We start from the raw sequence: 21146 nt of genomic DNA, 5'->3' as shown, positions 1-21146 counted from the left end.
GTCAGCGCCCGCTCAGCCAGGTGTCGAAGAATTGCAGGCGCGCCGAGGCCTCGAACTTCAGGTCCTGGGTGTTCGCGGCCGCACCGATCGCCTGGGAGAGCTCGATCGTGGGGACGGAGAGCCCGTTGTCGAGCACCTGCCGCTGCGCGGCTTCGAGCAGCTTCACCCGGGCGGCCGGATCGTTGGTGGCCAGCTGACTGTCGAGGGTCTGATCGAGCTCGGGAATCGGGCCACGCGCGTTGATATTGCGACCGGCGAGACCGAACGACGTGCGCAGGATGTCGCCGTCGGCGCGGGTGGAATTGCCGTAACCGGCGTCGACGTCCTTCGCGTTCTGCCGGGCGATGGCCTCCGGGGTGGACACGAGATCGAGTTTCAGCTCGACACCGACCTGGCGCAGTTGCTGCTGCGCCAGTTCCAGAATCGCCTGATTGCCCGCGAACACCTGGCTGAACGTCACCGCGAAGCTCAGTCGCTCACCGCCTTTGGCCCGGATGCCGTCCGGGCCCGGCAGCCAACCCGCCTGCTCGAGGATCGACTTCGCCTTGGCCGGATCGTAGGAGAGCCTGGCCGACTGATCCAGATACCCCGGGGTCGCCGACGCCAGACTCGAGGTCGCGGGCTTGAACTGTGGACCGAGCACGGTCTCGACGAGCTGCTTGCGATCGATCGCGGGCAGTAGTGCCTGCCGGACCGCGGGATCCCGCAGGGGGCCGCGAGTCACGTTGAGGGTCAAGCCGAACGGGGTGCCGGGGTTCGATGTCGACAGGATCCGCCCGCCGACGGCCTCGATCTGTGGCGCGTCCTGGGGCAGCGCGTCGCTGACCGCGTCCAGCTGACCGGAGGCCAGGCTGCCGGTGCGCACACCCGATTCGGGGACGACGGTGAACTCGATCCGATCCAGGTACGCCTCACCCTGGTGGCCGAAAACGGCGGAGCCCCAGTGGTATCCGGCGCGCTTGGCCAGCGTCACCGAGGTGTCCTGCTTGTAGGCGGTGTAGGTGAACGGCCCGCTGCCGATATTGTCACCCGCGCACCTGGCCTCGGCCGGTTTGGCATTGGTTGACTGCGCCAGGATGCCGAGCTGCGCGGTCGAGGACGCTTGCAGGAACTGGGCGTTCGGCGCACTGAATTCGACACGGGCGGTGAGCTTGTCGACCGCCGTCGTTCCCACATAGCCGGTCAGGTAGCTGGCTCCCAGCTGCGCCTTGGCGGCACCGAGCGCGACGACCGCGTCGAAGGTATCGCGCACCGAGTCGGCGGTGAGCGCGGTGCCGTCGCTGAAGGTGACGCCGTCGGCCAGCTTGAAGGTGAACACCTTGGCATCGGGACTGACCTCCCAGCTCTTGGCCAGCCACGGGGTGATCGCACCGGTCTTCGGGTCCTGATCGGTCAGCGAGTCGACGATCTGGCGGGCCACATAGATGGTCTGGTTGGTGCCCGACTGCGCCGGATCCGAGCAGGTCGGCGCCCCGGAAAGCCCGTAGCGCAACGTGCCGCCGGGCTGCGGCGGACCGGCCTGACCACCGGAGCCCCCGGTGTCGCTGCCACACGCGACGACGGTGGTGGCGGCGGCGAGTACGCCCGCGAGAGCAGCAAGACGATGTCGGATCACGAGGTAACTCCAGAGAATTGACGGCCGGCGGCCAATGGACGGCTCGGAATGCGGCGGCGCAGCTCGGGCGCCACCTCGGCCTGGAACAGCTCGAGGCTGCCCAGATAGTCGGATTCGGTGCGGCCGTCACGTTCGGCGGACAGGTGGATGACCTCGTGCCCGAACTGCTCGTGATAGCGGCCGACCTTGTCGATCACCTGCTCCGGACTGCCGACCAGCGCCGACGAGCGGGCGAGGAAATCTTCGACGGTCTCGAACACGACCGGATTGCCGACCTTGCGCTGCAATGCGGTGCGTGCCTGGTAGAGCGGGCGAAACACCTCGATGGCTTCCTGCGAGGTCCGCGCGACGTGGAAGCCCGCGGTCCCCGCCCCGACCAGCGCATCGGCCGGGTCGTGACCGTAGTGCGCCCACCGTTCGCGGTAGTGCCGGATCAGCTCGGCATACGGCTCGATCGGGTTGGTGACATTCGCCGAGAACACCGGATCACCGTGGCGCGCGGCCAGTTCCACCGACTCCTTGCTCGTCGCGCTGCCGTGCCAGATCCGCAACCGCGGCTGTAGCGGTCGAGGCAATGCCTTGGCCGCGGTGAGCGAGGGCCGGAACTGCCCCGACCAGGTCACCTCCTCGCTGTCCCACAGCGCCCGAAATAGTTCGTACCCTTCACGATTGCGGTCCCATTGGTCCTCGGTGGTGACGTGATAGAGCTGCGCCTGCGCCGCGCCGTTGCCCTTGCCGATGATCAGCTCGAGCCTGCCCTCGGACAGGTTGTCCAGGGTGGAATAGTCCTCGAACGCGCGCACCGGATCGAGCAGGCTCAACGTGGTGACCGCGGTGAACAGGCTGATCCGCGAGGTCACCGCCGCGAGATGGCTCAGCACCACCGGGGGAGCGGCGGAGAGGAACGGATCCTCGTGCCGCTCACCGACAGCGAACCCGTCGTAGCCGAATTCCTCGGCGCGCCTGGCCTGTTCAACCACCCCGTGCAGGCGATCGCGGGTCGTGGGAACCACGCCGGTGACCGGATCGGGTACCCGGGTGATCAGCGTCATCAGCAGGAATTTCATGCGCGGACTCCTAGCTTCTCGAATGACCTCATGCGGCAGGCTTCTTCGGCAGACCGGGCGGGTTGATCCGCGACTCGGTGACCTTCTCCGAATCCAGGCCCCAGCGATCGAGGACCTTCTGGTAGCTGCCGTCGGCGATGGCATCGACCAGCGCCTTGTGCACGGCGGCATTGAGACCGCTGTTCTTCTTGGTGAGCACCGCGATCTCGCCCTGCAGTGCCTCACCGGCGCCGGAGAAGGTGGCGATGAGCTTGGTCTCCCCGGTCGTCGTCGAGTGGTAGACGCCGGTAGGGTTCGGGCCGATGTAGCCGTCGAGACGTTTCGAGGCGAGCGCGAGGTAGTAGTCGGTGACCTGCTGGTAGTAGGCGATGTCGATCGGCGCCAGCCCTTCGGCGACGTTCTGCTCATTCCACTTCACCAGCAGCTGTTCCTGGTTGGTGCCCGCACCCACACCGATTCGCTTGCCCACCAGACTCTTTCGGTCGGTAAAGACGAGCGGGCTGTCCTCGGTCACCTCGAGCGCGACATTGTCCTTGCGGTAGGTCGCGAAGTCGTACTTCTCCTTGCGCTCCTCGGTGACCGTGACGTTGGAGATGAACGCGTCCACCTCGCCGGAATCGACGCGCACGAAGTTCTGCGACCAATCCGCCACCTGCGCGACCAGCTTCAGGCCGAGTTTGTCGGCCACCAGACTGGCGAAGTCGATTTCGGATCCGACGAGGGTCTTGTCATCGGTGGCATAGAACCGCAGCGGGGGCGCGGAACTGCCAGATCCGGTCACCAGGAGGGTGCCGCGATCGCGAATCGCCTGCGGCACTTCGGCGGCGATCGCATCGACCTTCGCCACTCGCACCCTGCTCTCCTGGGTGGGTGAGAGGTCGAAGGTGACCGATCCCGCCTGGACGGTCTCGGCGGATTCCGGATCGGCGGTGCAGCCGGTGGTCAGCAGCGTGGCCGCCGAGATGATGCCGATCAGCGTGGAGAGTTTCATCGGTGTCGAAACCTGTTCGTGGGAAGGGATACTCAGCGCACGCGCGACAGGAACGCCTGCGTGCGTGGATGTTCGGGGCGGTCGAGAACGGTGGCGGCGTCGCCTTGCTCGACGATCTGTCCTTCGTCGAGGAACACCACCGTGTCGGCGACCTCGCGGGCGAACCCGATCTCGTGGGTGACGATCACCAAGGCGGTGCCGCCGTGCGCGAGATCGCGGATCACCGCCAGAACCTCGCCGACCAGTTCCGGGTCGAGCGCGGAGGTGGGCTCGTCGAACAGGATCAGGCGCGGCCGCAAGGCCAGAGCACGGGCGATGGCGACGCGCTGCTGCTGGCCGCCGGAGAGCCGGCGCGGGTAGGCGTCGGCGAAATCGGCGAGGCCGACCCGGTCGAGGAGCTGTTTCGCCTCGGCGATCACCTCGCCGCGTGGGCGGCGCTGTGCCGAGATCGGGGCGAGCACGACATTGTCGAGCACCGTGAGATGCGGGAACAGGTTGAACTGCTGGAACACGAAACCGATGTGGCTGCGCTGGGCGCGCACCGCATGGTCGGGCAGCGGGCGCAGGGTGTTGCCGCGTTGCCGGTAGCCGATCAGCTCACCGCCGATGTGCACCGTGCCCGCGTCCTGCGCCTCGAGGTGGTTGAGCACTCGCAGCAACGTCGACTTACCCGACCCGGACGGGCCGATCAGCGCGACCACTTCGCCCGTGCGCACCGCCAGGTCGACGCCACGCAGCACCTCGGTACCGCTGTAGGACTTGCGAATTCCTCGTGCCTGCACCGCTGCGCTCATCTGGTGGCTCCTCGGGGTACGGCGGCGATCTCGGTGACCTTGGTGCGGACCCGCTGCCACGGTGTCGGCGGCAACTCACGCTGCGCGCCCTTGGCGTAATGCCGTTCGATGTAGAACTGGACGATCGTCAGCGCGGTGGTGAGCACGATGTACCAGGCCGTGGCCACCATGAGCAGCGGCACCACCCGGCCGTTGCGGCCGAAGATCACCTGTACCTGGTAGAACAGCTCGGCGATCGCCATCACCGACACGATCGAGGTGCCCTTGAACAGGCTGATCACCTCATTGGCCGCGTTCGGCAGAATTGAGCGCATGGCCTGCGGCAACACGATCGTGCGAAACTGCCGCCAGCGCGGAATGCCCAGCGCGGCAGCCGCTTCCAGCTGGCCGCTGTCGACGGCGAGCAAGCCCGCCCGGATCAGCTCGGCCGAGTACGCCGCCTGATGCAGGGCCAGACCGATCACCGCCGCGGTGAAACCGCTGATGACACCGTTGACTTCGAAATCGAAGAAGGCCGGACCGAACGGAATGCCCACGGACAGGCGGGGATACAGGTAGGCGATGTTGAACCAGAACAGCAGCTGCACGATCAGCGGGATCGAACGGAACGCCCAGATGTAGGTCCAGGCGATCACCCGCAGCACAGGATTGTTCGATACCCGCCCGATCGCCAGCAGGGTGCCGATGGCGAAACCGAGAACGGTGCCCCACAGGGTCAGCTCGATGGTCACCCGGAGCGCGGCCAGCACCGACTTCGCGGTGAAGTACTGGGCGAAAGTGCCCCAGTCCCAACCCGGATTGGTGATCAGACCGTGCGCGAACTGGGCCACCACCACCAGCGCGACCGCCGCGACGACCCACCGCCACGGGTGCCACGATCCGGCGATCCGGGGAAGGTCGGTCGCCTCGGCGGCGGATATCGGCTCAGCGGGGGGAACATCGCCCGGCGGTGCGGGCGCGGTCTCGGCGCCGGATACGGCGGACGCGGTCATGGGAGTCCTTCGGAAAACAGTGGAACGAGGCGCGGTGACCTCCACCCGGCCAGCTACGGGTTCGCGATCTGGCGGCGCTCAGGCTCGACATGCCGTCGCTGTCACCCGGCACTGGTCGATATGTCGGCGGCGATATCCCACAGTCATCACAACGATCTCCTCCATCGATCCCGGCAGAAGCACCCGCACCCCTGAACGGGGCGGGTTGCTGCGACGTCGTAGAGCCAGGTCTCTCGGTCGCTCTGGATGGTTGTGCCCCGGCTGTCTGGCCCGAGCTGAATCAGCATGTGGCACAGGCGTGACTGCGCACAACGGTAGAAATCAGCGTGAGCGCAGAGCTTGGAACCGGCAGGGGGTACCGGCATACTTGCCCCGGTTCGGTGTGGTCAACGGCCTGCGCGGGCACTGGTCGGACGCGATTGTGGAGGCCGGGTGACCGGCAACTTTCTGGGTTGGCGGTCCTGGGGCCGGCGCCTTCGTCGCAAGGCTGAATACCGGGCCGCGGACAGGTACCGGTGGGTTCGCTGCGAGATTGCGACGCGCCGAACGGCCGGTTACTTCACCTGTCCGGATTCACCTACCGCACGCGGTAGCGTCGGCCTTCTCTGCGTCGATGAGGAGTACGTCGTGATCATGCCGCGTCGTTCCACCACACTGACCGCGCTGACGGCCTGCGCCGCCACGCTACTGCTGGCCGCCCCACCGGTCGCCGCCGAACCGGCCGCGCCGGTGACACCCGTCGTCACCCGGGACGCACCGAACGCCACGCCCGCCGCGGGTCCGGGAGATCTCCTCGGCGCCTATCAAACCGTGGTCGAGACGCTGAAAGCCATGGGTATCCAGCCTTTCCTCTACCCCACGGTCGCCGCGAACTGCACAGGTGACGGCACCGGCCTGGTCCCCGCCGTCGCCGGTGCGGTGCCGGGCCCGTGGCCGGCGAACACCCTCCCGATCCCCGGCCTCGACCTCTCGGCCGTGAAATCCGGCCAAACCCTGTTCACCTTCCTGCCCTACGGCCTCGCCCCCGACACCGCCGCCACGAAAACCTCCGGCATGCAGGTGGCCTGGCTCAATATCAGCACCGGCCGCGGCGGCATGGCTTCGATGGGCCCGATCGCCGACATCGTGCGCGCCATGGTCCCGCCCGAGGTCCCCGCCGAACTGCGCCCGCTCGCCGAAACCGCCATCCGCGACTTCCTCTTCGCCGCCATCCCCGTCGGCGGTGTCCGCGCCGTCCCCGTCGACACCGGCCGCGGCACCGTCTTGGCCGCCGTCTTCGGCACCACCGACAACGCAGGCCGCTCCTGCTTCTTCTTCCCGACCATCGGCATCACCGAGGTCGCCTGAAACTGGCCGGTCAGCGTTGGGCTCAGCGGTAGCCGTTTCAGGACGCACCACGTCGAGTCAGTGCCCAGCGGTCGATCGACTGGTCTGGAAGGCGGCTCGGTAGGCGTTGGGGGTGGTGCCGGTGATCCGTTTGAAGCGGTCCCGAAAGGCGGTGGGGGAGTGGAATCCCACCTGTCCCGCGATGCGTTCGACAGGGTGATCGGAGGTTTCCAGCAGATGCTGCGCCTGACGTACCCGGGCCCGTAGGAGCCATTGCAGCGGTGTGGTGCCGGTCTGCTCGCGGAAACGCCGGTTGAGTGTCCGGGTGCTCATCCCGGAATGCTCGGCGATGTCTTCGAGAGTGAGCTCGGCGGCCGAGTTCTCCTGCATCCAGTGCAGCACTGGTTCGAGCGTGGAGCCACACGGTGTCGGTGGGCGGTCATGGACGATGAACTGGGCTTGGCCGCCCTCGCGCTCCAGCGGCACCACTGCGAGGCGGGCCGCGTCCGCGGCGACCGCCGACCCGTAGTCGCGGCGAATCATGTGCAGGCACAGATCCAGACCAGCGGATGCGCCCGCGGAAGTGAGGAATTGGCCGTTGTCGACATACAGCACATCCGGGTCGACCTCTATCGACGGATAGCACTCGGCCAGCGCGTCGGTGGCGCGCCAGTGCGTGGTGGCGCGATGTCCGTCGAGTAGCCCGGTGGCGGCCAGGACGAACGCGCCGGAACAGATCGAGGCGATCCGGGTGCCGTCGGCCGCGGCCCGCCGCAAGGCGGCGGTCACCTCGTCCGGGATCGGCGCGGTGGGCTCGGCACAGCCGGGCAGCACGATCGTGTCCGCCTCGGTCAGTGCGTTCAGGCCCCATGGTGATTGCAGGACGAATGTCCCGGCGTCGACGGTGGGAGTAGCGGCGCAGACGCGGACTCGGTACGCCGCTCGGCCGTCGGGCAGCCGGGTTTGCCCGAATGCCTCGATCGGCGTGGACAGATCGAAGGGAATGACCTTGTCCAAGGCCAGGACAGCCACCGTATGCATGGCAATAGGCCAGGCGTAGTGGGCAAATACTGCCAGGCGTTCAGCGGGTTGATATTCATATATGTGCAGGTGAAGGCATTGGCTGGAATCCGTTGGAAGCTGGCAATCCAGCCTGTTCCGGAGTTCCGGGGGGTTTCGTTAGCGTTAGCGCTCGGTCGAAGAGCAGACACTCGAACCGAGACAGGGAAATCATGGTTTCGCACCGTCAACCGAGTCAGGTTGAACCGCCTCATATCGACTCGACGCCGGCCGACCCACGACGCTGGATCGCCTTCGCGACCACGCTGGCGGCCGGCTTCATGGACCTACTCGATGTCACCATCGTCAACGTCGCGGTGCCGACCATTCAGGAAGACCTCGGTGCCCAGTACGCCCAGATCGAATGGATCATCGCCGCCTATGTGCTCGCCTTCGCCGCGATCCTGATCACCGGTGGGCGACTCGGCGACCTCTACGGCCGCAAGCGAGTCTTCCTGGCCGGAATGGTGTTCTTCACGGTGGCGTCGGCGGCGTGCGGACTGAGCGCCGGCCCGGCCATGTTGATCGCCTCCCGATTCCTCCAGGGCCTGGCCGCGGGCCTGATGGTGCCGCAAATTCTCGCGATCCTCCGGGAGTCGTTCCCCGAACGGGAACGTGCCAAGGCAATCGCTGTGTACAGCGCGGTGTGCGGTCTGCTGCTGACCTATCCGCTCACCGAGGGCCGCCGCCTCGGCTGGCCTGCATGGACTTTCGCCATGATGGCGGCGTCGGCGGTGGCGGTGGTGGCCCTGATCAGCTACGAACGCAGACGCCGACGCATCGATGGATCGCCACTGATCGACCTCAGTCTCTTCCAGTCACGTCCGTTCACGCTCGGTCTTGTCAGCTGGCTCTTGTTCTGGATCTGTTTCGGCGGTTTCTTCCTGGCATGGACGCTGCTCATGCAGGCGGGGCTGGGCTGGTCGCCCCTGCGCGCCGGGCTCACCTCGCTGTTCTTCGCGGTCGCTACCGGGGTCGGTGCGGGTACTTCGGCCAGTGTGTTGGCACCCCGGTTCGGTAGACGTGTCCTGGTCACCGGCGGACTCGTCACCGGTGCCGGATTCGTCGGCTATGGCGCTCTGGTTCAGCACTACGGCCAGGCGACGACGACGTGGCAGATGATGATTCCGCTGGTCGGCATCGGCATCGGATTCGGATTCGTGGTCGCGCCGACCATCGACCTGGTGCTCGGTCAGGTACCCACCCGCGCCGCCGGAGCGGCCTCCGGATTGCTCAACACCGGACAGCAGCTCGGAATCGCGCTCGGTGTCGCGCTTGTCGGGATCGTCTTCTTCACCCAACTGGATCACGATTCCGCGCGGGGTGCCGACGAGGCGGCGGCACGAGTGCGGACCGAACTCGCCGCACAAGGTCTGCCCGGCCCGGTGCAGGCTGATATAGCCGCCGGATTCCGAGCCTGCGTCCGCGATCGATCGGCACAGGTCGATCCCACCGAGGAACCGGAAAGCTGCCGGGTAGCCGCTGCGGCCGATCCCTCCGTGACCCGCGTGCTCACCGAGGCAGGCGAGCATGCCAATGCGCTCAACTTCGCCAATACCTTCCGCTACACCCTTTGGTATGGCGCGGGCATCATGCTCCTGCTGTCCTTCGGCTTCCTCGCGCTGCCGAGGAACGCGAAACTCGTCCGCGAGGGACTCGAAATAGCTGGTGCGACAACGGAATTGAAGGAGGCAGCGAAGTGGTAGAAGCGCGGGCGCAGCAGATAATGCCATGCCAGCCAGCGGACTTTCTCGAATTCGCGATGGACGTGGAACGATACGCCGAGGTCGATGACAAAATCGGCCGATTCGACTGGGTGCGCCGCGAGCGAAATCGCCGTCACGGCGGACGGGATCCGGTGGTGAGGTGGCAGCGCAACCGGGACACGACTGCCACGGTCGACGGGGATCGCCGCGGCGTCGACGGGGAGTGCTGCTGGTCAGGCGCGGCGGGCGATGGTGTCGTCGGGTGTCACCAAAGGTCGCTGTTTCCAGCGCAATCGGCCGGTGCGGTGGCGGTGGTGGGAGCGGGTCCACAGGGTGAGGTAGTGGGCTATCCCTACCGGGTGGGCCAGGGCTGAGGCGAGGTCTGTGCCGGTAGGTGCCCGGCGGGTTTCGGTGGCGCGGGCAGTGAGTCGGCTCGTGACAGCCGCCAGGTAACCGAGAAGACCGGCGCGGCGGGTGCGACCCCGGCCGAACAGGGCGGCCAGCGGAGGGATCCAATAGGCAAGGGCGGCAAGGATTCCGATGGCGGCGCCGGTGTCGAGACGGCCGCCGTAGGCCGACCACAGCCACCGGGTGTAGCCGTCGGTGAGTTCGGCTGTGCCGGTATACATTCGGGTGTTCGCGGCCGGGCCCGCGGTCACCAGGGCGGTGCGGTGGCCCGCTCGGCGCACGGCGCGGGCGAGGTCGAGATCTTCGGTGGCGCTGGCTGCTACGGCCGCGTGACCCCCGCCCGCGCGGTAGGCCGCGGCGTCGACGGCGAGGAACTGGCCGCAGGCGACGGCGGTGGACGGGCGCAGGCTGTGGTTGGCGGGGCCGATGGGCAGGGTCGAGGCCCACGACCAGGCAAGCAGCGGCTGGACGAGGCGCTCGGTGGTCGAACCTGATTCTTGCGCCGGCCAGGCCGAGACCAAACCTGCTCCGCGCCTGCGCAATTCGGTGACGGCTGCGGCGACGGCGTCGGGGGCCAGGCGAACGTCGGCGTCGACGAAGACCAGGGCGGCCGCGTCGGTGCGGGCGGCCAGGCGCGCGCACGCGGCGGCTTTGCCGGTCCAGCCGGGGGCGGGGTGCGCGGCCGAGCGCAGCACGGTGAAGCGCTCGTCGCCGGCGATCGCGGCCAGTGCGGCTTCGTCGGTGCCGTCGGTGGAGGCGTCGTCGAGGATCAGCACGTTCATCCGGGGGACGCCGGTTTGGGCGCGCAGGTCGGCGATCAGCGCGGGCAGGCGCGCGGCTTCGTCGCGGGCGGGGACGCACACCGTGACCGGTTCGATCACGCCGGCGACCCCGCGCGGCAGGGTGCGCAAGGTGACCAGGTTGTAGGCGGCGGTGGTCGCGCCGAGCGCGGCCAGGCCCGTGCCCGCCCAGGTCAGGTAGCGGGCCGCCGCGCCCATGTCAGCGGCCCAGTCTGCGACTGGTGATCTCGCGCCACATCTCGGCGGGGGAGAAGCCGCTGCGCGGCGCGTTCGGCGGGCCGGGGTTGCGATCACGGAACGCCAGGCCCGCGATCAGCGCGGCCACCGCCAGGGTGATGCCGCCGACGATGCCGGCCCAGCCCGCGAACGAACGGGTGTTGGGATCGGCGTACTTCACCTCGGCGCGCAGGGTCGAGATCTCGCCCGCCGGCAGCTTCCACGACACGGTGTTCTCGCTGTCGGTGGTCTCACGGGTGCCGTTGGTCTTGGCGACGCGGGCCGGGAACGCGACGGAGAACTGCACGTCCGAACCCTGCGGCGGCAACGACTCCAGGTCGACCCGCCCGGTGAGACTCACCAGATCGCCATTGCGCTGGAAGTCGAGGGTGAACATGCCCTGCGTCTGATCCGACAGCCCACCGAGCTGGCCGACCTCGCCGAAGGACAGGTCGTCGAAGAACACCTGGGTGCCGATGTACCCATCCTGGTTGTAGTTCTCTACCCGCACCTTCGCCGCCAACTGCTCCGGCGCCTTCAGCTGCGGGCCCTTGTCCTCGGGCCCCGTCGGCACCACCGCGGCGACGATCCGCCCCGACACCCGGTCGTTCGACGACACCCCCATCGACACCTGCACCCGCAGGCACCCGGCCAGCGCGGGCACGAGCAGTGCCAGCAGGACGGCAACGGCCGCTACGCGCCGCGCGGGCACGAAACGACGCGGCGAAGGAGCGGGCATGTCGGCGACGGGACTCGGCTGCACGGTTGACATCGTGCCAGGCTCAGGCCCGAAGGCCCACACGACGGGCCCACCGCGCACCGCCCGCCCGCGCCGATCAGGCGTTTTCGCCATGAATCAGAGGTGTGTCGCGGCGCGGTCGGCCGCTCAGAACGCGTGTCGCCCGGCCCGCGCACGCAGAAAGAGGGGGATTCCGAGCAAGCCGAGGCCGGCGAAACCCCAGATCGCCGACGCCGGGAGGCCGAGGAAGACCGCATGCGCGAGAGTCGAGCCGAGCCAGGTCCACCCGAACACCGCGACCGGGACCGCCATCGAGGGGTCACGCGGTGGCGCGAGCAGTCGATCGAGCAGGGTGAGCAGCACCGCCATGAACACGGCGACAAGCGCCCAACCCACGTAGTTCGTGTACGGGATCTCGGGCAGGCCGGGTAGCCCGGCGTCGGTGACCGCCCAGGTCCACTGGCCGTCGGCGACCATCTGCGGATCGAGGAACAGATCCCAGCCGACCGCCCCGAGGACGAACAGTCCCACCCGCCGGACGTTCGACCCGCTGAGCAGTCCCGTCTGCCCGGCGATCGTCGCTGTGCGCGGCTTCGGGCTCTGCGCGTTCGGGACGTCCGACGGGCCGCCCTGGTGCCTGTCGGACACCAGCATGCCCGCGACGACCCAGATCGGGTACAACCCGCCGGTCCACGCCAACGGCACCGCCAGCGGAACGTCGGCCAACGCGGGCCCGAGTCGATCGACGGCATAGGCGTAACTGCCGAAGGGGAATCCGGTCGCGGTGCCGATGATCTCGGCGGCGAGCCCCAGACCGGACACGATGACGAAGAATCCGCCGGCCCAGCGCAATCCGCGAGTCGTCACCGCGTGCGCCATCGCGGTCGCGGCCGACAGCACCACCACGACAACGGTGATCCGATCACGCGTCCCACCCGCACTCAATGGGTAGGTGATCTGCACCAGCACCAGCGCCAGCGCGGCGACAGCGGGAATCGCACGGCGGGGATCGACACGAAACCAGCCGCGGATCGCGGCGATACCGCGACGTGCCGTACCCATGAGGTCGCGGCGTGTGCCGGTCACGAATACCGCTCGGCGGGTTCCGCGGTCCGACGGGTCGATCTTCATCGCTTGTGCGGCAGGGTGAAGCGGCGCTTACGGCGATCACCCAGGATCAATCGAGCCGCGCTGCGACCGCTGGCCCCGGACACTCCGCCGCCGGGGTGGGTGGACGCGCCGGTCAAGTACAGGCCGGGAGCGCCGGGGACGCGCTGGCCCGACAACTCGGGCAGCGGACGCCACAGCATCATCTGATCGAGAGACATCTCGACATGCATCACATTGCCGCCGCGCAGCCCCATCTCGCGCTCGAGATCGACCGGCGTCTGCACGAATCGCTGACGCACCGACGAGGTGAAACCCGGTGCGTACCTTTCGACCTCGGCGACGATCCGATCGGCCTCCGGCTCGGCGTGTGCCGCCCAGTCGCTGCCATCGGCGAGCTCATAGGGATGCCACTGCGCCCACAGCGACAGCTGATGTTCGCCGGCAGGTGCGATGGACGGGTCGAGCGCGCTGAAACTCATCGCCAGCACAACCGGGCGCGGCGGCAGCGAACCGGCCAGCGCGGCACCGTGTGCCAGTCGAAGCTGCCGGCGGTCCGAGACGAGAAACTGCAGACCATGGGCGGATTCGGCGGGGGAGACGCCGGGGTATTCGGGTAGCCGATCGGTCGCCAGTCGCACCACCATGCCGATGCCGGGGCCGACCCGGATGCGGCGCTGCCAGTCGTCGAGGACAGCGGGGTCGAAATCGCCCGCGCGCAACAGGTCGAGGGTCGACAGAATGTGGGAGCCCGCGATCACCGTGTCGGCGCGCAGAGTCCGGCCCGACTCGGTCGCCACCAGCCACCCGCTGCCGGATCGGCGCAGCGAGGTGACGGCGTCACCGGTGTGCAGCTCACCACCGTCGGCCCGCAGGCGCGCGATCAACGCCGCGCTGAGCGCCCCACTTCCGCCCACCGCGCGCCCGGGCGGCAACGTGTGCATGAGTGCGGCGAACCCGGCCATCGGCGCCGTCCCCGGTTCCGACATCGGCGGACCCGACTGCGCGCCGAACCACGCCAGCGAGGCCTTGAGGCGTTCGTCGTCGAACCAGAAGTCCAGCAGCGCGTCACCGGACTGCAAGAACTCCCGCGACAACGCCGACCCACCGGCCCGCGCGTCCAGCCCCCAGAACGAGCGAACGAGCCTGCCCGGCGTCGGCGGGCCGCCGAACGAACGCATCACCCGTGCGCTGCGCTCACCCCACACCCCGACGAAACGGCGATATGCGTCAGCGTCCTTGACGCCGCAGGCCACCGCGATCGACGCGCACGTCGCATCGAGATCACGGTGGAACACGATCGGCGGGCGCATACCGTCGGACGGCGTGAACCCCCATGGATCGCAGTCGAGATAGCGCAACCCGAACCGCTCGAGCTCGAGCTCCTCGATGATCCCGGTGTGCCGGATCATGATGTGCGCGGAAGATCCGCGATCAACGAGATGGCCCGGGAACCGCTCGACCGTCGACACCGCGCCACCGGGCACCTCGTCGCGCTCGAGCACCTGTACCCGCTGCCCGGCCCGCGCCAGATAACAGGCCGCGACCAGCGCGTTGTGGCCGGATCCGACCACTACCGTCGTCACGGGTGCGCGGGCGGCATCGGCAGCCTGCGCCCGAGGATGGCGAACGGCCGTGTATCGCCCGCGAACACGAAATTGCGGATCACATCGGTGAATCCGGCCCGCCGGTACAACTTCCAGGCCCGGTTCGCCTCTTCCGGTACCTCCGGTGTCGACAACAGCACGGCCGCCTCGACGCGGTCGGCCAGCAATCGCTCGAGCAGCCGTGCCCCGATCCCGCGCCCCTGCGCGGCCGGGTGAACGTGCAGCTCGGTGAGTTCGAAATAGTCGGCGAGCAGGTCGCGGGCGGCGGCATCGGGCCACCCGCAGCGGCGCATCCCGGTCTGCACCTGTTGATGCCACCACTGGCGCGGGGCGCCGCTGTAGCCGTAGGCGATGGCCAGGATCGGCGCGGTGCGCAGGTCGACGCCACCCGAATCGTCGGGCAGCACCGCGGCGACCGCCCGCCAGCCGGCCCTGGTGGTGTGTTCGGTCCACATCGGGGCGCGGTGATGTTCGGTGCCACGGGGGTAATCCATGGCGGCGACATAGACCGACAGGGCGTCGTGCAGGCGTGCGCGCAGGGCGGCGACGCTGAGGTCGACGATGACGGGTGCGGGGGTGTGATTCGGCTTGACGGCTGTCATGGCTCTCGTCGATGGCGCGCGGACGCGCCAAAGTTGTCGGTGGGTGTCCCTATATTCAATCTCAATTCAAACGTTCGAATGTTAGTTCGATCAGTGCGAGGGGCGAAAGGGGCAGCAGATGGCTGGTCACAACGATGGTCGAGCGCACGCGGGCCACGATGGGCGCGCCGGCGGACTACTACGCCAGGCCGACGCGCTGCTCACCGATTCCGCCTGGGAGCACGAACCGGGAGAGCGATTCCGCACCGCCTATCTGGCCGCCCTGCGTGGTGCGGGCTCGATGATCGCGCTCACCGGCGCCGACCGGGCGCCGCGAGCACGGTCGCGCAGCGCCTGGGTGTTACTGAGACGCGCCAGTCCGGAGTTCGTGATGTGGGCCGACTACTTCGAGGCGCACTCGCAATTACGGGCCGCGTTGGAGGCCGGATTGGACCGTGCGATCACCGACACACAAGCCGACGAGTTCTGCTCACGGGTGGGCGCATTCCTCTACGACGTCGACGATGCGCTGGTAGCCGCGGCTAAGAGCCGCCCGCAGCCGAGTCGTGGCCGCGACATGACCGCTTAGTTATGACCGAGTAGGTGGTACGCCACCGATCGAACTCGTATCATGGGGAGCAGATAGCCGCCAAGGTCGGCTACCCGTCGCCTACCCGGAGGCGACCAGCCACGCCTAGTGCCGGGGGAGGAAACGTGCCACTCTCCGAGCACGAGCAGCGCATGCTCGAACAGATCGAGAGCGCTCTCTACGCTGAGGACCCGAAGTTCGCCTCGTCCGTCCGCGGCGGACGACTTCGCTCCACGTCGAGTCGACGCAGACTCCAGGCTGCGGCGTTGTTCGCCGTCGGCCTTTTTCTGCTCGTCGCCGGCATCGCCGCCCCGTTCAAGCCGGGCGGTTTCCCGATCATCAGTCTCGTCGGATTCATCGCCATGTTCGGCGCTGGTGTCCTGCTGATGATCGGTAACTCGCGTCGCGCCGCCCGACCGGATGCGACCGAGCCGCCCGCGGCGGGCAGCGGCCCGACGCCGGGACCCACCGCCCGCGGTGGTCGCCAGCGCAAGTCCGGCGGCTTCTCCGAGCGCATGGAAGACCGATTCCGACGACGGTTCGAGCAGGAATAGCTCAGACCTAGCCGACTTACGAAGGCGGCGCCACACCCACCATGGGCGTGGCGCCGCCTTCGTGCGTCTGTGGGCCCGCTCCCGGCAGGGCGCGTGGCCAGGGCGGTTCCCCCACCGTCCCCACCGCGCCCCACACTTCCCCCACCTGGTCACTCGACCGACGGCGTACCTGCGATGTTTGCTGAACGTTGTCGGAACGGGAGGTTGCCGACCCGCGCGGGGCGCCCGAACACGGGATAACCGCGAATCTCAGTGATAGCTGGGATGACCTGCGGAATTGCGTTGGCGGGGAGCAGGATCACTCAGGGTTTCGATTGAAAGTGGGGGAAAGTGGGGTAATGTGGGTCGCGCACTACAGGAGAGGCCGTACGGCGAGGTGAATCCAGTAGGGAGGTGGCCGAGATGTTCCTCGGTACCTACACCCCCCGATTGGACGACAAAGGGCGGCTGACGTTGCCTGCGAAGTTTCGAGACGATCTGGCGGGAGGGTTGATGGTCACGAAAGGCCAAGACCACAGCCTGGCCGTGTATCCCAAAGACGAGTTCACCGCGCTCGCGCGGCGAGCCGCGTCGGCGTCCCGAAGCAACCCGCAGGCAAGGGCTTTCGTTCGAGCGCTGGCGGCAGGCACCGATGAGCAACGTCCGGACGCACAGGGCCGGATCACGCTGTCGCCGGACCATCGGCGCTATGCGAACCTCGCGCGGGATTGCGTGGTGATCGGTTCGGTGGACTTCCTCGAAATATGGGATAAGCAGGCGTGGGAGACCTACCTCGAAGAACACGAGGAGGACTACGCGCAAGCCGGAGACGAGTCGCTGGGCGGAATCTTCTGACCCGGAGCACGCGAGTGCTGCGAGGCCTCTGCCCGGGCGTGGACCCTGACGTACTTCCCCGACGCCAGGTGCCTTGCCCCGGTCAGAGACCTCGAAGCATTCGCATCATCAACTCGTTCGACAAGCACTCATTCGAAAAGCACTGTGTGGCATGGCGACCCGTCTGCGACGCGAGGCAGTATCCCGGGAGGTCGACGTGAACCATGACGCCGAGAACCCCCGTCATGTGCCGGTCCTGCTCGAACGCGCCGACGATCTGCTCGGCCCCGCGCTGAGTGAACCGGGCGCCGTCTACATCGACGCGACCCTCGGATTGGGCGGCCACGCCGAACATTTCCTGCGCACCTATCCTCGAGCGCGCCTGGTCGGTCTCGACCGCGACACCACCGCGTTGCGCATGGCGGGCGAGCGCCTGGCACCCTATGCCGACCGGATCACGCTGGTGCACACCCGCTACGACGGCATCCCGGCGGCGCTGGCCGAAGCGGGACTGGACGAAACCGGTTCCGTCTCAGCCATCCTCATGGATCTCGGGGTGTCGTCGATGCAGCTCGACGAGGCCGAGCGCGGCTTCGCCTACTCCGTCGACGCGCCGCTGGACATGCGGATGGACCCGACCACCGGCATCACCGCCGCCGACGTGCTCAACACCTACAGTCACGGCGATCTGGCCCGGGTGCTGAAAACCTATGGCGACGAACGGTTCGCGGGCAAGATCGCCTCGGAGGTGCTGCGCAGGCGGGCGGTCAAGCCGTTCACCACCAGCGCCGAACTCGTCGAGGTGCTCTACGCGACCATTCCGGCCGCGGCGCGCCGCACCGGCGGACATCCGGCCAAGCGCTCGTTCCAGGCGCTGCGGGTGGAGGTCAACGGTGAGCTCGACTCGCTGCGGGCGGCATTGCCCGCGGCACTGGATTCACTGCGTGTGGGCGGACGGATCTGCGTCATGTCGTACCAGTCGCTCGAAGACCGGCTGGTCAAACACGAACTCGCGCCACGGATCGTATCCCGGTCGCCGATGGACCTGCCGGTCGAACTGCCCGGCATGGGACCGGAATTCCGGATGCTGACCCGTGGAGCGGAAAAAGCGACCGAGTCCGAGATCGAGGTCAATCCGCGATCCGCGCCGGTGCGGATGCGCGCGGCCGAACGAATCGCGGAGAGGTCAGGGAGGACACAGGAGGGGACACGATGAGCGTGCGGACGAGCACAGTCGCGGTGCCGAGCAAGACTGCCCGGCGCGTGGACGCATCGACCACCGAGGCCGCAGTAGCAGCGGCCGAACGAGTGAAGTCCGGTGCGGCACAGCGGGCCTATGCCCGCAAGCGCACCAGGGAGCAGTTGCTCGACGGCATCGAACTGCCCGAACCGTCCTCGACGATGGCGGGACGGATCCCGTTCGTCACCGCGATCATCGGACTGCTCGGCTGCGGCCTTGCCCTGACCCTGTTGCTCACCACCCGCGCCGCCGAGGACAGCTACCAGCTCGGTGACGCCAGGACGGTCAACCGCAAGCTCGCCGACGAGCGGGCCGCGCTGCAGCGCGAGGTCGCCGCCGCCGACTCCGCTCCCGAATTGGCCGCACGCGCGGGCGAACTCGGCATGATCCCCGCGAAGGATCCGGCCCGGCTGGTGATCGGTGCCGACGGCGAGATCACCGTGATCGGTAACCCGACGCCCGCGCAGGGTGCGCCGGTGCCGCCGTTGAACGGTCCGCCGACCACCACGCCGAACGCTCCGGCACCGGGGCATGCCCAGGCGCAGGGCGAGCGTGTGGTGCCGGTCCAGCCGGGTGCGGCCGCGCCGAGCCCGGCCGTGCCCAACGGTGCGCCGGCGAACGTGCTCGCGGCACCGGCGGCGCCGACGGCCCCCGCCGCGAATTCGCCCCAGGCTCCGGCGGTTTCGCCGCAGCCGGCGGCGGCTCCGCTCGCTCCGGCCCCGGCCGAAGCGGCCGCACCCGCGCCGTCGAACGGCGAAGTCCCCGCCCCGGCGGACGGCGGCGCGCCGGCTCCGCTCGCACCGGTGACTGTGCCCGATCGGGTCGATGTCGCAGGTCAAGGCGAACCACTGGCCCCGGCCGACACGCCACCGCTCGCACCGGGTGTCGTCGCTGCCCCGGCGGATGCGCCGTTACCCGCACCGGGTGTCGCCGCCCCGACTCCCGGACTACGAGCTCCCGCGGCCGGATCGCCGAGCGAACAGCCGCAGATGGTCGAATCGCAAGACGGTCCTCGATGAAGCAGAGCGGGCCCGCGTCGCAGCAGCGACGCGGGCCGGTCTCGTCGAGGGCCCGCCGCTCCGGCTCGCTCTCGCCGGACCGGCCGATCCGCCTGCGCCTCGGCGTCGGCCGGGTCACCCTGCTGGCCACCCTGGCCGTTGTCGCGCTGCAGCTGCTCTACATCCAGAGCCTCGCGGCCCCGGCGTTGCAGGCACAGTCGGCGTCGCAGCGCACCAAAAAGGACACAGAGGCCGCGGTGCGTGGTCCGATCACCGACCGGCACGGCAATCGGCTCGCCTTCACGCTCACCGTGAAAGCCCTGACTTTCCAGCCGGTTACGGTGCGCAAGCAGCTGGCGGAAGCGAAGAAGCTCAAGGCGAGCGCGCCGGACCCGGAGCAGCGCCTGAAGGATATCGCGAAGTTCATCCACGAGAAGGTCGGTGCGGCCCCCGGACTGCCCACCGAGCAGGAACTGCTGGACAAGCTGCGCAGCGACAAACTGTTCCACTACTTGGTCAAGAATGTCGATCCGCGCGTGGCCGCCGAGATCACCACCAAATTCCCGGAGGTCGGCGCCGAACGACAGGACCTGCGCGAATATCCCGGTGGCTCACTGGCATCCAATGTGATCGGCGCGATCGGCGGCGACAAACACGGTCAGATGGGCCTGGAATCGGCACTGGACTCGGTGCTGTCGGGTACCGACGGTTCGCGTACCTACGACCAGGGTTCCGACGGCGCGGTGATCCCCGGCAGCTACCGCGACCTGCAGCCCGCGGTGAACGGCTATGCCGTCGAGCTGACCCTCGACGCGGACCTGCAGTACTACGTGCAGCAGCAGGTGCAACAGGCCAAACAGGTCTCCGGCGCGTCCTCGGCCTCGGCGGTGGTGCTCGACGCCAAGACCGGCCAGGTGCTCGCGATGGCCAACGACGGCACCTTCAATCCCGCACTCGGCCCGAATCATTGGGCCTCGGGCAAGATGGGCAACCCGTCGGTCACCGAACCTTTCGAACCCGGCTCGGTCAACAAGATCGTCACGGCGGCGGCCGCCATCGAATACGGCGTGACCACGCCCGACGAGGTGCTGCAGGTGCCCGGCTCGATCCGCATGTCGGGCGTCACCGTGAACGACGCGTGGCAACACGACGTCGCGCCCTATACGACGACCGGCATCTTCGGAAAGTCTTCCAACGTCGGCACTCTCATGCTCGCCCAGCGCGTGGGTGAGGACCGGTTCGCCGATATGATCAACCGGTTCGGGCTCGGCCAGCGCACCGGCGTCGGCCTGCCGGGCGAGAGCGCGGGCCAGGTACCCGCCCGCGACCAGTGGTCCGGTGGTTCCTTCGCGAATCTGCCCATCGGCCAGGGCCTTTCGATGACAACCCTGCAGATGACGGCGATGTATCAGGCCATCGCCAACGACGGCCTGCGGATCCCGCCGCGCATCGTCAAGGCCAAGGTGGCCCCGGACGGCACCCGCACCGAGGAACTGCAGCCCGACGGCGTGCGCGTGGTGAGCCCGCAGACCGCGCACACCCTGCGCGAGATGTTCCAGGCGACCGTGCAGAAAGACCCGATGGGTGTGCAGATGGGCACCGGCGCACCCGCCGCGATCGAGGGATATCAGGTGGCGGGCAAGACCGGCACCGCGCAGAAGGTCGACCCCGCGTGCCGGTGCTATTCGACCTCGTCGTTCTACAGCACGTTCGCCGGGATGGCGCCCGCGGACAACCCCCGCTACGTGATCGGCATGATGCTCGACGCGCCGGTGCGCAGCTCCGACGGCACCGGCGGTGGGTCGGCCGCGCCGCTGTTCCACAGCATCGCCTCCTGGGCGTTGCAGCGCGACCGGGTGCCGCCCTCGCCGGAGCCCGAGCGCCTCGTGCTGGAGGCGGTGTCATAACGGCTGGTGCCGCAGTTCTCGGCCCCTGGTTGCCCGC

General features: G+C 68.4%; 19 protein-coding genes and 1 riboswitch. Of the genes, 8 read left to right on the top strand and 11 right to left on the bottom strand.

The features are described from left to right. Position 1 precedes the first annotated feature (1 nt). Genes ACFWO8_RS29760 through ACFWO8_RS29740 form a run of 5 tightly spaced genes read right to left on the bottom strand, consistent with a single transcriptional unit; the run spans position 2 to position 5459 of the window. Complete coding sequence (locus ACFWO8_RS29760; protein ID WP_378969844.1) at positions 2 to 1615, bottom strand: ABC transporter substrate-binding protein; 1614 nt, start codon at positions 1613 to 1615, stop codon at positions 2 to 4. Further along, positions 1612 to 2682, bottom strand: a complete 1071-nt coding sequence (locus ACFWO8_RS29755) for an LLM class flavin-dependent oxidoreductase (protein ID WP_378969839.1) — start codon at positions 2680 to 2682, stop codon at positions 1612 to 1614. Before ACFWO8_RS29755 ends, ACFWO8_RS29760 begins: the two co-directional genes overlap by 4 nt. A gap of 28 nt (positions 2683 to 2710) precedes the next feature. After that, positions 2711 to 3673, bottom strand: a complete 963-nt coding sequence (locus ACFWO8_RS29750) for an ABC transporter substrate-binding protein (RefSeq protein ID WP_378969834.1) — start codon at positions 3671 to 3673, stop codon at positions 2711 to 2713. A 32-nt stretch (positions 3674 to 3705) separates the two neighbouring features. Further along, positions 3706 to 4467 carry an amino acid ABC transporter ATP-binding protein gene (locus ACFWO8_RS29745; RefSeq protein WP_378969829.1) on the bottom strand — a complete coding sequence of 254 codons (762 nt, stop codon included), beginning with the start codon at positions 4465 to 4467 and terminating at the stop codon, positions 3706 to 3708. After that, positions 4464 to 5459, bottom strand: a complete 996-nt coding sequence (locus ACFWO8_RS29740) for an amino acid ABC transporter permease (protein ID WP_378969822.1) — start codon at positions 5457 to 5459, stop codon at positions 4464 to 4466. Before ACFWO8_RS29740 ends, ACFWO8_RS29745 begins: the two co-directional genes overlap by 4 nt. 158 nt (positions 5460 to 5617) lie before the next feature. Next, a riboswitch (SAM riboswitch) is annotated at positions 5618 to 5712 on the bottom strand. Between the two features lie 380 nt (positions 5713 to 6092). Here ACFWO8_RS29740 and ACFWO8_RS29735 point away from each other — a divergent pair. Next, on the top strand, positions 6093 to 6806 hold the full coding sequence (locus ACFWO8_RS29735; RefSeq protein WP_378970013.1) for a hypothetical protein: 714 nt from the start codon (positions 6093 to 6095) through the stop codon (positions 6804 to 6806). A 57-nt stretch (positions 6807 to 6863) separates the two neighbouring features. On the opposite strand, the gene ACFWO8_RS29730 is transcribed toward ACFWO8_RS29735, so the two are convergent. Next, complete coding sequence (locus ACFWO8_RS29730; protein WP_378969817.1) at positions 6864 to 7826, bottom strand: GlxA family transcriptional regulator; 963 nt, start codon at positions 7824 to 7826, stop codon at positions 6864 to 6866. Positions 7827 to 8017: 191 nt separating this feature from the next. On the opposite strand from ACFWO8_RS29730, the gene ACFWO8_RS29725 reads away from it, so the two are divergent. Beyond that, the gene (locus tag ACFWO8_RS29725) at positions 8018 to 9550 is read left to right on the top strand and encodes an MFS transporter (RefSeq protein ID WP_378969809.1); all 1533 of its coding nucleotides are present in this window, start codon (positions 8018 to 8020) and stop codon (positions 9548 to 9550) included. A 233-nt stretch (positions 9551 to 9783) separates the two neighbouring features. On the opposite strand, the gene ACFWO8_RS29720 is transcribed toward ACFWO8_RS29725, so the two are convergent. The 5 genes from ACFWO8_RS29720 to ACFWO8_RS29700 all read right to left on the bottom strand — a co-directional run bounded on the left by ACFWO8_RS29720 (position 9784) and on the right by ACFWO8_RS29700 (position 15029). After that, positions 9784 to 10956: a glycosyltransferase family 2 protein gene (locus ACFWO8_RS29720; RefSeq protein ID WP_378969802.1), complete on the bottom strand. Its 1173-nt coding sequence runs from the start codon at positions 10954 to 10956 to the stop codon at positions 9784 to 9786. A gap of 1 nt (position 10957) precedes the next feature. After that, complete coding sequence (locus tag ACFWO8_RS29715; protein WP_378970008.1) at positions 10958 to 11713, bottom strand: LppM family (lipo)protein; 756 nt, start codon at positions 11711 to 11713, stop codon at positions 10958 to 10960. Positions 11714 to 11860: 147 nt separating this feature from the next. Then, positions 11861 to 12799: a carotenoid biosynthesis protein gene (locus tag ACFWO8_RS29710; RefSeq protein WP_378969797.1), complete on the bottom strand. Its 939-nt coding sequence runs from the start codon at positions 12797 to 12799 to the stop codon at positions 11861 to 11863. Between the two features lie 41 nt (positions 12800 to 12840). Continuing rightward, positions 12841 to 14406, bottom strand: a complete 1566-nt coding sequence (locus ACFWO8_RS29705; protein ID WP_378969786.1) for a phytoene desaturase family protein — start codon at positions 14404 to 14406, stop codon at positions 12841 to 12843. Then, a complete protein-coding gene (locus tag ACFWO8_RS29700) occupies positions 14403 to 15029 on the bottom strand; it encodes a GNAT family N-acetyltransferase (protein ID WP_378969779.1) in 627 nt (208 codons plus the stop codon). The genes ACFWO8_RS29705 and ACFWO8_RS29700 overlap by 4 nt, the downstream gene beginning before the upstream one ends. A gap of 118 nt (positions 15030 to 15147) precedes the next feature. Here ACFWO8_RS29700 and ACFWO8_RS29695 point away from each other — a divergent pair, with 118 nt between their 5' ends. From ACFWO8_RS29695 to ACFWO8_RS29670, 6 genes are all read left to right on the top strand, one after another. Next, positions 15148 to 15597 (top strand): SAV_6107 family HEPN domain-containing protein, encoded by a 450-nt coding sequence (locus ACFWO8_RS29695; RefSeq protein ID WP_378969774.1) that lies wholly within the window; start codon positions 15148 to 15150, stop codon positions 15595 to 15597. Between the two features lie 125 nt (positions 15598 to 15722). Beyond that, a complete protein-coding gene (locus ACFWO8_RS29690) occupies positions 15723 to 16151 on the top strand; it encodes a DUF3040 domain-containing protein (RefSeq protein ID WP_378969765.1) in 429 nt (142 codons plus the stop codon). 402 nt (positions 16152 to 16553) lie between these two features. After that, entirely contained in the window at positions 16554 to 16985 is a 432-nt protein-coding gene (gene mraZ / locus ACFWO8_RS29685) for a division/cell wall cluster transcriptional repressor MraZ (protein ID WP_378969997.1), read from the top strand. 151 nt (positions 16986 to 17136) lie between these two features. Continuing rightward, entirely contained in the window at positions 17137 to 18180 is a 1044-nt protein-coding gene (gene rsmH, locus ACFWO8_RS29680) for a 16S rRNA (cytosine(1402)-N(4))-methyltransferase RsmH (RefSeq protein ID WP_378969759.1), read from the top strand. Next, positions 18177 to 19223, top strand: coding sequence for a hypothetical protein (locus ACFWO8_RS29675; RefSeq protein ID WP_378969749.1), 1047 nt, complete (start codon positions 18177 to 18179; stop codon positions 19221 to 19223). Before rsmH ends, ACFWO8_RS29675 begins: the two co-directional genes overlap by 4 nt. Then, positions 19220 to 21109: a peptidoglycan D,D-transpeptidase FtsI family protein gene (locus tag ACFWO8_RS29670; protein WP_378969744.1), complete on the top strand. Its 1890-nt coding sequence runs from the start codon at positions 19220 to 19222 to the stop codon at positions 21107 to 21109. Before ACFWO8_RS29675 ends, ACFWO8_RS29670 begins: the two co-directional genes overlap by 4 nt. Positions 21110 to 21146: the final 37 nt, after the last annotated feature.

It is taken from the genome of Nocardia sp. NPDC058480, from assembly GCF_042720495.1.
In the GTDB taxonomy this organism is placed as follows: domain Bacteria; phylum Actinomycetota; class Actinomycetes; order Mycobacteriales; family Mycobacteriaceae; genus Nocardia.
Note: the sequence above shows the minus strand (reverse complement) of the source record. Positions and strands in the feature narration are given on the sequence as shown.

What these genes read in the sequence shown, in the direction of transcription:
- ACFWO8_RS29715 (WP_378970008.1), bottom strand. Translation starts at nt 11,713, where the DNA reads ATGCCCGCTCCTTCGCCGCGTCGTTTCGTGCCCGCGCGGCGCGTAGCG.
- rsmH (WP_378969759.1), top strand. Translation starts at nt 17,137, where the DNA reads ATGGCGACCCGTCTGCGACGCGAGGCAGTATCCCGGGAGGTCGACGTG.
- ACFWO8_RS29740 (WP_378969822.1), bottom strand. Translation starts at nt 5,459, where the DNA reads ATGACCGCGTCCGCCGTATCCGGCGCCGAGACCGCGCCCGCACCGCCG.
- ACFWO8_RS29730 (WP_378969817.1), bottom strand. Translation starts at nt 7,826, where the DNA reads ATGCATACGGTGGCTGTCCTGGCCTTGGACAAGGTCATTCCCTTCGAT.
- ACFWO8_RS29755 (WP_378969839.1), bottom strand. Translation starts at nt 2,682, where the DNA reads ATGAAATTCCTGCTGATGACGCTGATCACCCGGGTACCCGATCCGGTC.
- ACFWO8_RS29670 (WP_378969744.1), top strand. Translation starts at nt 19,220, where the DNA reads ATGAAGCAGAGCGGGCCCGCGTCGCAGCAGCGACGCGGGCCGGTCTCG.
- ACFWO8_RS29750 (WP_378969834.1), bottom strand. Translation starts at nt 3,673, where the DNA reads ATGAAACTCTCCACGCTGATCGGCATCATCTCGGCGGCCACGCTGCTG.
- ACFWO8_RS29720 (WP_378969802.1), bottom strand. Translation starts at nt 10,956, where the DNA reads ATGGGCGCGGCGGCCCGCTACCTGACCTGGGCGGGCACGGGCCTGGCC.
- ACFWO8_RS29725 (WP_378969809.1), top strand. Translation starts at nt 8,018, where the DNA reads ATGGTTTCGCACCGTCAACCGAGTCAGGTTGAACCGCCTCATATCGAC.
- ACFWO8_RS29700 (WP_378969779.1), bottom strand. Translation starts at nt 15,029, where the DNA reads ATGACAGCCGTCAAGCCGAATCACACCCCCGCACCCGTCATCGTCGAC.
- ACFWO8_RS29745 (WP_378969829.1), bottom strand. Translation starts at nt 4,467, where the DNA reads ATGAGCGCAGCGGTGCAGGCACGAGGAATTCGCAAGTCCTACAGCGGT.
- mraZ (WP_378969997.1), top strand. Translation starts at nt 16,554, where the DNA reads ATGTTCCTCGGTACCTACACCCCCCGATTGGACGACAAAGGGCGGCTG.
- ACFWO8_RS29735 (WP_378970013.1), top strand. Translation starts at nt 6,093, where the DNA reads ATGCCGCGTCGTTCCACCACACTGACCGCGCTGACGGCCTGCGCCGCC.
- ACFWO8_RS29695 (WP_378969774.1), top strand. Translation starts at nt 15,148, where the DNA reads ATGGCTGGTCACAACGATGGTCGAGCGCACGCGGGCCACGATGGGCGC.
- ACFWO8_RS29675 (WP_378969749.1), top strand. Translation starts at nt 18,177, where the DNA reads ATGAGCGTGCGGACGAGCACAGTCGCGGTGCCGAGCAAGACTGCCCGG.